Source organism: Neobacillus sp. OS1-2 (assembly GCF_030915505.1).
GTDB lineage: Bacteria > Bacillota > Bacilli > Bacillales > Cytobacillaceae > Neobacillus.
The window spans coordinates 4667284-4677500 of record NZ_CP133265.1 but is presented as its reverse complement, the minus strand read 5'-3'; the positions used below and the strand labels follow the sequence as shown (position 1 = coordinate 4677500).

Annotated in this window: 6 protein-coding genes, 11 tRNA genes and 2 rRNA genes (1 of these 19 running past the window's edge); 17 read left to right on the top strand and 2 right to left on the bottom strand. The window is 42.8% G+C overall.

Features of this window, described 5'->3' with window-relative positions; genetic code table 11:
• The 16 genes from RCG19_RS23355 to RCG19_RS23280 form a co-directional block, all read left to right on the top strand.
• Nucleotides 1–1587, top strand: a 23S ribosomal RNA gene (locus RCG19_RS23355) (it extends 1368 nt beyond the left edge of the window).
• 229 nt (nt 1588–1816) lie between these two features.
• A 5S ribosomal RNA gene (rrf, locus tag RCG19_RS23350) occupies nt 1817–1933 on the top strand.
• A gap of 10 nt (nt 1934–1943) precedes the next feature.
• Nucleotides 1944–2019: transfer RNA gene (locus RCG19_RS23345), tRNA-Val, on the top strand.
• Nucleotides 2020–2040: 21 nt separating this feature from the next.
• A tRNA-Thr gene (locus RCG19_RS23340) sits at nt 2041–2113 on the top strand.
• Nucleotides 2114–2155: 42 nt separating this feature from the next.
• Nucleotides 2156–2240: transfer RNA gene (locus RCG19_RS23335), tRNA-Leu, on the top strand.
• A gap of 36 nt (nt 2241–2276) precedes the next feature.
• A tRNA-Gly gene (locus tag RCG19_RS23330) sits at nt 2277–2348 on the top strand.
• Between the two features lie 9 nt (nt 2349–2357).
• Nucleotides 2358–2446 (top strand) — tRNA-Leu (locus RCG19_RS23325).
• Nucleotides 2447–2454: 8 nt separating this feature from the next.
• Nucleotides 2455–2531: transfer RNA gene (locus tag RCG19_RS23320), tRNA-Pro, on the top strand.
• A gap of 29 nt (nt 2532–2560) precedes the next feature.
• Nucleotides 2561–2637, top strand: a tRNA-Met gene (locus RCG19_RS23315).
• A 22-nt stretch (nt 2638–2659) separates the two neighbouring features.
• Nucleotides 2660–2752 (top strand) — tRNA-Ser (locus RCG19_RS23310).
• Between the two features lie 22 nt (nt 2753–2774).
• A tRNA-Tyr gene (locus RCG19_RS23305) sits at nt 2775–2859 on the top strand.
• 4 nt (nt 2860–2863) lie between these two features.
• Nucleotides 2864–2937: transfer RNA gene (locus tag RCG19_RS23300), tRNA-Trp, on the top strand.
• A 43-nt stretch (nt 2938–2980) separates the two neighbouring features.
• Nucleotides 2981–3062, top strand: a tRNA-Leu gene (locus RCG19_RS23295).
• Between the two features lie 366 nt (nt 3063–3428).
• A complete protein-coding gene (locus RCG19_RS23290) occupies nt 3429–3611 on the top strand; it encodes a Fur-regulated basic protein FbpA (RefSeq protein WP_166240566.1) in 183 nt (60 codons plus the stop codon).
• Between the two features lie 243 nt (nt 3612–3854).
• On the top strand, nt 3855–6065 hold the full coding sequence (gene katG, locus RCG19_RS23285; RefSeq protein WP_308109139.1) for a catalase/peroxidase HPI: 2211 nt from the start codon (nt 3855–3857) through the stop codon (nt 6063–6065).
• Between the two features lie 214 nt (nt 6066–6279).
• Nucleotides 6280–7443: a YecA family protein gene (locus RCG19_RS23280; protein WP_308109138.1), complete on the top strand. Its 1164-nt coding sequence runs from the start codon at nt 6280–6282 to the stop codon at nt 7441–7443.
• Between the two features lie 161 nt (nt 7444–7604).
• On the opposite strand, the gene RCG19_RS23275 is transcribed toward RCG19_RS23280, so the two are convergent.
• On the bottom strand, nt 7605–9017 hold the full coding sequence (locus RCG19_RS23275; RefSeq protein ID WP_308109137.1) for a PQQ-dependent sugar dehydrogenase: 1413 nt from the start codon (nt 9015–9017) through the stop codon (nt 7605–7607).
• A 281-nt stretch (nt 9018–9298) separates the two neighbouring features.
• On the opposite strand from RCG19_RS23275, the gene RCG19_RS23270 reads away from it, so the two are divergent.
• A complete protein-coding gene (locus tag RCG19_RS23270) occupies nt 9299–9499 on the top strand; it encodes a hypothetical protein (RefSeq protein WP_166240574.1) in 201 nt (66 codons plus the stop codon).
• Nucleotides 9500–9631: 132 nt separating this feature from the next.
• Here RCG19_RS23270 and RCG19_RS23265 read toward each other — a convergent pair whose 3' ends face one another.
• Nucleotides 9632–9955: a GNAT family N-acetyltransferase gene (locus RCG19_RS23265; RefSeq protein WP_374049631.1), complete on the bottom strand. Its 324-nt coding sequence runs from the start codon at nt 9953–9955 to the stop codon at nt 9632–9634.
• Nucleotides 9956–10217: the final 262 nt, after the last annotated feature.

Below are 10217 nucleotides of genomic sequence, written 5' to 3'. Positions count from 1 at the left end.
CCTAAGGTTTCCTGAGGAAGGCTCGTCCGCTCAGGGTTAGTCGGGACCTAAGCCGAGGCCGAAAGGCGTAGGCGATGGACAACAGGTTGATATTCCTGTACCACCTCTTTATCGTTTGAGTGATGGGGGGACGCAGGAGGATAGGGTAAGCGCACTGTTGGATATGTGCGTGTAAGCAGTTAGAGCGAGAAGTAGGAAAATCCGCTTCTCACCACGCTTGAGCTGTGATGCCGAGGGAAATATAGTACCGAAGTTCCTGATTCCACACTGCCAAGAAAAGCCTCTAGCGAGATAAAAGGTGCCCGTACCGCAAACCGACACAGGTAGGCGAGGAGAGAATCCTAAGGTGAGCGAGAGAACTCTCGTTAAGGAACTCGGCAAAATGACCCCGTAACTTCGGGAGAAGGGGTGCTCTTTAGGGTTCATAGCCCTGAAGAGCCGCAGTGAATAGGCCCAGGCGACTGTTTAGCAAAAACACAGGTCTCTGCGAAGCCGCAAGGCGAAGTATAGGGGCTGACGCCTGCCCGGTGCTGGAAGGTTAAGAGGAGGGGTTAGCTCACGCGAAGCTCTGAATCGAAGCCCCAGTAAACGGCGGCCGTAACTATAACGGTCCTAAGGTAGCGAAATTCCTTGTCGGGTAAGTTCCGACCCGCACGAAAGGCGTAACGATCTGGGCACTGTCTCAACGAGAGACTCGGTGAAATTATAGTACCTGTGAAGATGCAGGTTACCCGCGACAGGACGGAAAGACCCCGTGGAGCTTTACTGTAGCCTGATATTGAATTTTGGTACAGCTTGTACAGGATAGGTAGGAGCCTGAGAAACCGGAGCGCTAGCTTCGGTGGAGGCGTCGGTGGGATACTACCCTGGCTGTATTGAAATTCTAACCCGCACCCCTTATCGGGGTGGGAGACAGTGTCAGGTGGGCAGTTTGACTGGGGCGGTCGCCTCCTAAAGAGTAACGGAGGCGCCCAAAGGTTCCCTCAGAATGGTTGGAAATCATTCGTAGAGTGTAAAGGCACAAGGGAGCTTGACTGCGAGACCTACAAGTCGAGCAGGGACGAAAGTCGGGCTTAGTGATCCGGTGGTTCCGCATGGAAGGGCCATCGCTCAACGGATAAAAGCTACCCCGGGGATAACAGGCTTATCTCCCCCAAGAGTCCACATCGACGGGGAGGTTTGGCACCTCGATGTCGGCTCATCGCATCCTGGGGCTGTAGTCGGTCCCAAGGGTTGGGCTGTTCGCCCATTAAAGCGGTACGCGAGCTGGGTTCAGAACGTCGTGAGACAGTTCGGTCCCTATCCGTCGTGGGCGCAGGAAATTTGAGAGGAGCTGTCCTTAGTACGAGAGGACCGGGATGGACGCACCGCTGGTGTACCAGTTGTTCTGCCAAGGGCATCGCTGGGTAGCTATGTGCGGACGGGATAAGTGCTGAAAGCATCTAAGCATGAAGCCCCCCTCAAGATGAGATTTCCCATAGCGCAAGCTAGTAAGAACCCTGAAAGATGATCAGGTTGATAGGTCAGAGGTGGAAGCGTGGCGACATGTGGAGCTGACTGATACTAATCGTTCGAGGACTTAACCAAATAGAAAAGCGGAAGCGGCCGGTTAGCAACGTATGGCCTGGAGGGCTTTGACTGAGATAAAGGAAACACGAAGAGCGTTAGCGATTCGATGTTGACTTATCGTAGGGAAAAGACCGAAGGACACTAGTTGCTGGACGCTGGAGCTAGACAAATTATAAAAGCGAACTTGATTTTACAAACTTCTTCTGCATTATCTAGTTTTGAGAGAACGATCTCTCAATTAAATTAGTCTGGTAATTATGGCGAGAAGGTCACACCCGTTCCCATACCGAACACGGAAGTTAAGCTTTTCAGCGCCGATGGTAGTTGGGGCATGCGCCCCTGTGAGAGTAGGACATTGCCAGGCTGTTATCAATGGAGGATTAGCTCAGCTGGGAGAGCATCTGCCTTACAAGCAGAGGGTCGGCGGTTCGAACCCGTCATCCTCCACCATAAACATATCATGTTAACTGTGCCGGGGTAGCTCAATTGGTAGAGCAACTGACTTGTAATCAGTAGGTTGGGGGTTCAAGTCCTCTCGCCGGCACCTTTTTTACTTTTTTTTATTAGTTTCCTAGAATATAAAAATGCGGGTGTGGCGGAATTGGCAGACGCACCAGACTTAGGATCTGGCGCCGCAAGGCGTGGGGGTTCGACTCCCTTCACCCGCACCAAAGTTTTTTGCGCTAGCAAAATAACTTACCATATTTGCGGAAGTAGTTCAGTGGTAGAACACCACCTTGCCAAGGTGGGGGTCGCGGGTTCGAATCCCGTCTTCCGCTTTTGTTTTAGCCGGGGTGGCGGAACTGGCAGACGCACAGGACTTAAAATCCTGCGGTAGGTGACTACCGTACCGGTTCGATTCCGGTCCTCGGCACCATTCGGTTTCGGGAAGTAGCTCAGCTTGGTAGAGCACTTGGTTTGGGACCAAGGGGTCGCAGGTTCGAATCCTGTCTTCCCGACCAGGAGTAGTTTTCTAAAAACATATATTTTTGGCGGTGTAGCTCAGCTGGCTAGAGCGTTCGGTTCATACCCGAAAGGTCGGGGGTTCGACTCCCTTCGCCGCTACCAAAGTAATCTTTTTTGAAAAAATGGAGGAATACCCAAGTTTGGCTGAAGGGATCGGTCTTGAAAACCGACAGGCGGGTAACACCGCGCGGGGGTTCGAATCCCTCTTCCTCCTCCAGTTTTTATTTATGTTCATATGTGGAGGGGTAGCGAAGTGGCTAAACGCGGCGGACTGTAAATCCGCTCCCTTCGGGTTCGGCGGTTCGAATCCGTCCCCCTCCACCATTATAGGGGCATAGTTTAAAGGTAGAACTAAGGTCTCCAAAACCTTCAGTGTGGGTTCGATTCCTACTGCCCCTGCCAAAATAATTATCATGCTGCTTTATGCTGCAGAATTTCATCTTTTGCCGATGTGGCGGAATTGGCAGACGCGCACGACTCAAAATCGTGTTCCGTAAGGAGTGTCGGTTCGACCCCGACCATCGGTATACTATCATCGCTTGCCAAGGCGGTGGATTTAACGTTTCTTACACATTGTAAGGAACGTTTTTTATTTATCTCCAAGAAGAGATTTATATAAGCACATAATACATAAAAATAGAAGAAATGGAACCAATTAAAACGAGTGTGAAGAAGTTGACGATACTTCTGATTCGGGAATCGGGCAGTCTGAAACAGGATACCCTTTTTATTGGAAATTGCGAAGGCACAGATAGGATGATAGAGCCTTCAAAAAAATTCAATTCATACTTTACAGGTAGGAATTATATGTTATAATAAAGTTAATCAAATTACGAATTTAATAGTTGTTGTATTCAAAGGATGGTTTTTGTAAAACAAAAGGAGTGTTTCCGATGAAAATTAATGATGAAAAAAAGAGACAAAAACTTATCAATAAATTAATTTTTTTAAACGTCTATCCCAAAGAAGATCAACAGCTGTATAAGTTTCCACTATCGAAATTAGAATATGAGTATAGAAAATTTAAATTACAAAACCATCCACATGGAGAGTTTGGGTCTATTCGGTTGGTATAAATAAATATGGTTACGTGTCAATAGACTGTATGGTGTTTCTTCACCTGCAGTCTTTTTTATTGGGAATGAAGACATAAAATGCTTTCCTAAATGTTACGAATTTGTGATTATGATCGTTATTTTTTCAATTTTTAGTAATAGCTTAGTAGAATATAAATAGAATAGTTATTGTCATCAGTTTGTTTTCCTACTACTAGAAGAATAATTATTTCTTACTTAATTGACAAAGCGAGGGGAAAAAATATGGACGTGAAAAACAATGCTAATTCAGAGGGGTGCCCGTTTCATCACGGAGGCGCTACTAGTTACAAATCAAGCGGTACCTCAAATCGAGACTGGTGGCCAAACCAGTTGAACTTGAACATTCTTCATCAGCATGACAGAAAATCTAACCCAATGGGAGAAGACTTTGTTTATGCAGAGGAATTTAAAAAACTAGACTACTATGCTCTTAAGAAGGATCTTCAGGAGCTAATGACAACCAATCAAGAGTGGTGGCCTGCTGATTATGGTCATTATGGTCCATTATTTATCCGTATGTCTTGGCACGCCTCTGGTACGTATCGTATAACCGACGGCAGGGGTGGTGGTGGAGCAGGGGCACAGAGGTTTTCACCACTTAACAGCTGGCCAGACAACGGTAACCTTGATAAAGCTCGCAGGCTGTTATGGCCGATTAAGCAAAAGTATGGAAACAAGATCTCTTGGGCTGACTTGCTCCTTCTAGCGGGTAATGTTGCCATTGAATCCATGGGTGGTAAAACATTTGGGTTTGGAGGAGGACGCGAAGATATTTGGCATCCAGAAGAAGATATCTACTGGGGAACTGAAACAGAATGGTTAGGTGATAATCGTTACTCGGGGGACCGTGAGCTAGAAAACCCACTTGCTGCCGTTCAGATGGGGCTTATTTATGTTAATCCTGAAGGTCCAAACGGTAAACCGGATCCAATTGCTAGTGCTCGCGACATACGTGAAACCTTTGCACGTATGGGGATGAACGATGAGGAAACAGTGGCATTAATTGCAGGCGGTCATACTTTTGGTAAAGCACACGGTGCAGGTGATGCTGCACATGTTGGTCCTGAACCAGAAGCTGCCCCTATCGAAGCACAAGGGTTAGGTTGGTTGAGCACACACGGCAGTGGTAAGGGGCATGACACCATCACCAGTGGGATTGAAGGTGCTTGGACGGCTAATCCAACACAGTGGGATAATGGTTACTTTGATCTATTGTTTGGGTACCAATGGTGGCTTACAAAGAGTCCTGCAGGTGCATTTCAGTGGCTTGCTGTAAATCCTGATGAGAAGGATCTTGCACCGGATGCAGAAGATTCATCCGTAAAAGTTCCAACGATGATGACTACCGCGGATATGGCATTACGTTATGATCCCGAATACGAAAAGATATCTCGTCGTTTCCATCAGAATCCAGAAGAATTTGCTGATGTATTTGCCAGAGGTTGGTTCAAACTTCTTCACCGTGATATGGGGCCAAAAGCAAGATACCTAGGCCCAGAGGTTCCTGAAGAAGATCTTATTTGGCAAGATCCTGTTCCAACTGTAGATTATGAATTAACAGATGCGGAGGTAGTAGAACTTAAGGGAAAAATCCTGGATTCTGGACTTACAGTCAGTGAGTTAGTTTCAACTGCCTGGGCTTCTGCTAGTACTTTCCGTGGCTCAGATATGCGTGGAGGCGCTAATGGTGGCCGCATTCGTCTTGCTCCGCAGAAAGATTGGGAAGTGAATCAGCCGGTACAGCTTGCAAAAGTTCTTCGTGTACTGGAAGACATTCAAAGTAAATTAAAAAAGCAGGTTAGCCTTGCCGATTTGATTGTTCTTGGTGGTAGTGCTGCAGTAGAAAAGGCAGCACGAGATGCTGGCTTTGATGTTACAGTTCCCTTTGTTGCCGGTCGCGGCGATGCAACGGAAGAACAGACTGATGCTGAAAGCTTTGAAGTACTAGAGCCTATTGCAGATGGTTTCCGTAACTATCAAAAGAAACAGCATCATGTAAGTCCTGAGGAACTGTTAGTAGACAAGGCACAACTCTTAAATCTTACTGCACCAGAAATGACTGTACTTGTTGGCGGTATGCGTGTTCTAGGTGCAAATCATGCTGGTACAGAACATGGTGTATTCACGGATCGTGTGGGCATACTCACTAACGATTTCTTTGTCAATTTACTCGACATGAGTGTCGAGTGGAAGCCTGTTGAAGGAAACATATATGTAGGCCGTAATCGCAAAACAGGTAAAGTAGTACGTACTGCAACAAGAGTCGATCTCGTGCTCGGATCAAACTCCGTACTGCGTGCCATAGCAGAAGTTTATGCTCAAGAGGATAACAAAGAGAAGTTTGTCCATGACTTTATTGCTGCGTGGGTCAAGGTAATGAATGCAGATCGCTTTGATCTTAAGTTGAACAAAGCTCAAATAGTAAGTATTTAGACTTACAAAAACTGAAACTTCCAAAAAAATAATGTGCCTGGTCACTCCCCGCAAATTGTTGAGTTCTCCTCGATAAGATTCGGGAGTGACCGGGCTTTTTTAATGATGAGTATTTCGTGTGCCAAATCGCATGACTCTTTTAGAATTTTTTACTTTCCATAGAGGATAAAGTACAATGAGGCAGAAGGTAGATAGAGAATGAGAGGAATACATCATGACATTTTTAGAAAAGATTAAGCCACATTTGCTTAGCGATGATATCTTAATCCAAGAAGTAGTTCTGTACGCGTTGCATGATTATCCATTGGTCCCCGAAGAATGGACCAATGAACTGTTGAAAGATGCCTTTAAAAGCAAAGACAAACAATCAACGATCTTACTTTATGTAGAAAATCAAACCATCAATGAAGAGGGCGTTAGGATTCTACTGGAAAATATCCCATTGATGGATCCATCCGAACGTCATTTAGCTTTCAGACTATTTAATCAAATCGAACCCGAACTAGCCTTAAAATATAAGGAGCAGCTTCAAACCTTTGTTCCGGCGGATAGATGGTCATTATATGAGCTAATGTTAACAGGAACGGAGGAAGAAGTTTACACCGAATATGGAAAACTTCTATATGACCTTGATCGTGACACTTCATTCCAGCATGACAACTACATAAAAGCAAAAAATCTGGCGGCTTGTTTGGTGAAAAAAGGATGGGTGACGGAAGCAGAAATCCACACAGTCTTTCAAGAGAATCTAAAAGAAGCATGGTTTTCATCTAATGGAATCTTAACCGTTTATATGATTGGGTTATTAAAAATGGAACAATATATTCCTTTACTGGCTAGTTTATTGAACCGTGATGAGGATGTTTTGTTAGAGGAAGTTTCTGTTGCACTCATTGGATTCCAATCCGATGAGGTAGTGAAGGAAGTAGCCCCATATCTTCGGAATCATGATTCCATCATTTATGCTGCCTCGGTTATTGAAAATATTAAGTCAGATTATGCTGTTCAGGTATTACGAGATGCCTATCGCTCTACGAAAGAACTTGATGAACAAGATATGCTGACTGAATCACTTTGCCATCATTTTTCTAAAGAAGCACTGCCTGAAATAACCGAACATATGAAACTGGAATATTCATCAGGCCTGGTGGACATCGAACAGACCGTTTATAGCTACTTTTCAATTTTGGGCCTAGATCATCCTGAACTGCGAATTTGGAGAAAGGTAGCAATGGAAAACGTGATGGACTTTAGAGGTGAACCAGAACAGGTGAATTCTCTTTCAAGTGTTCCGGTTCGAAACGAAACTAAAATCGGCCGAAATGATCCATGTTCATGTGGAAGCGGGAAAAAATACAAGAAATGCTGCGGTAAATGAAATTTAATAACAAAAAACTTCAGGGTTCTCACTGTTAGTGGGAGCTTTTTTGTACCCACATAAAACTTTTTTTTCCTACCAGACTATATAAAATGTTTAGAGTACAAAAATAGCCATTATCGCACACTATTTTTTTCTAAAAAAATTTGTTGCTAAAGTAATCATGGAACAATTTCAAAAACAGTCCCTTGGTTAAAATCAGTCACTTTCATAGAGCCATGAACACCTAAATAGAGTTTGGATTGATCCAGATTCGTTCCCAAACTAACAAAATATGCTGATTGAGACCCAAAATTATAATTGGTTTCAATCACACTAAAATCATTTAGTTTACCATCTGCTCTGAATCTGGTATATGCCAAAGCACCCCTAACCTGCGGTTGAGATTCTCTTCGAGCAAGATCAGAAAATACAACGCTACCAGTTAAATCGGGGATTCCATTCCCCATATAGGATTGCACTCCCGTAAGTGAGGTTCCCCCAAACTTATCGGGCCTTCGATCTTTATGAAAATAACTAGTAAGAGGCTGAATACGCATAACTGAAGTTTGGACTGCTTCGTCGAAATAAGCAATTGTTTTCTCATCCAAATCGGGATTTGCGGAGCAGTCCCGTATTATTGAAGTTGGAAAAGCGCCTTCCCACCCTCGCCAGCCAAAGTTAATCAATCCTTTGTGGGTGGATTTAGGTTTCATTAACGAAGTTTGGACAAGCTGATGAACCGGTATTGGGTAATAATGAATGAATGAAAAAATCGACTCTACCAAATCCTGTCCGACGTTCCCCGTATATTTGATGTACTGATTATTATTCCTTTGAAATGAAATACCTGGGATATTGCGGACTCCTATGGCCATTACCGAAAGTGTTTCCTGAATAGGTAGGGGAAGTTCATTAAAACGTGTGACTACTGGTGGAGGAGAGATTGATGTATGTTTACCTACGTCAATTTCAATGATTTTACCGGCTATTTCCATTTGATTCTGGCTTAAATTAAATGGATCATAGCCTGATCCACCATCTCCGGTGGTTAACACAAGTTTTCCTGTTTCAGGTGAAAAGTTTAAACTATTGACCCCATTATGATTAAGAAATGGTCTTCTTAAGTTAAGCAATGTTCTTCGCTTTTGAGGTTGGCCATTCGATTGTAAAATCCATTCTTCCAATGTATCAATATGATTATATTGTGTTTCTCTATTTGTCCACCTTAAGTTTATGGTTTTTGGCTCACATGGATCAGGCTTAAACTGTTCAGAAAGAGCACCTGGTCCTTGTGTTCCGGCTACTGAGTAATGGAGATAAAACAGACCGTTATAAGTAAATTGGGGATGAAACGCCAATCCCAGCAATCCCCGTTCATCATAACCACCTCTAGGACCGCCTAATTTTAGAATTCGCGGGCGAATATCCAAAAAAGTCCTTATACCTCCGTTGGCTATGTAAAAGATTTCTCCGACCTGGGTTGCGATAAATAATCTTTCAATTGAGTCTCCCGGAAGTATTGTTGTTTTTAAAACAGTGGGTAGATTTAACTTCGTCATAATGGGACGTAAACGAACCTTAATCTTTTTCACCCAACTTTCCCCTCCTTCTCATGTTTTCTTTTATAAGAATATGAGTAGACGTGTTCTGTTAGTACCAAGTTCGGGCTGGGGGAGGATAGCGAACGATGGGGTCTTGTGCTATGCTAAAAAAGAAGGCTCTTTTCTACTAGTTTGTTGCTTTCTAGAATTCGGTGATTGGACCCTAAAATTGGCTGATATATGGGCTGTGGAGGTAAATAGTTCAAAAAATTAATTGTTTTGTAGCTGAAAATAAATGCTATTTATCAAGAGAATAAAGGAAAGGGGACACCATGAAATATTTGAAAATTGTCATACCCGTTATGGTTATTGTAGCGGTTATTGCGTTATGGATGCTAGGCAAGTATCATGCAGCTGTACAACTTCCAATGCGCATATTGATCGCAATAGGAGGGGCACTCCTCTCAGGCATTGTGAGCTTTACCATGTTGAAGCTAGATGTTGATCGAGTCGACACAAAAACAAATAAATGAAGTAAAAAATATAAAACGCAAATGTAGCCATATTAAAATAATGGCTACATTTGTTTTAGAGTTAGTTTCTGAAAAAAATCTATCTTTTGATTGTTTAATTCCTTTTCTATCTAATAGCCAACCTTAAAAAGATTATATGAGTGTTTTGGTCATAATTAAGTCAATTTGTTCTTCATCACCCATATAAAAAGAGCGGGATCCAGTTTGAACAAACCCCATTTTCGTATAAAAAGCAATCGCATTTTCATTTTTTTCCCAGACCCCAAGCCATAATTTCTTTTTACTATGTTCCATCGCACTTTCAATCGCTTTATTAAGAAGAAATTTACCAAGACCGTGTTTCTGAAATTTTTTCTTTACATAAATCCTCTCGATTTCAAGTGAATCATCACCCATTTCCACTTCAGAAAATCCCTTTAATGCAACCTTGTTGGAATGGTCATTTTCTTTTTTTATGAAAGGATAAACATTATTTCCTTTCTCTGTAGGAAAAAGCTTTTTAATTTTTGGGTTATGTTCATCATCATCCTATCTTTGTTGCATTTGCAATAAAAATAGGTAGAGAGATTGCGTAAATTGAAAGACAAATTCGGAAAACGATTAGAAATTAAAAATCTGATTAAAAATGGTAAAATAAACAAAAATGATAAATAAATTCTTTACACTGGAATTTTGATCACATTCTGGTGTAGGAAAAGTGATTAGAAAATAGTAGGAG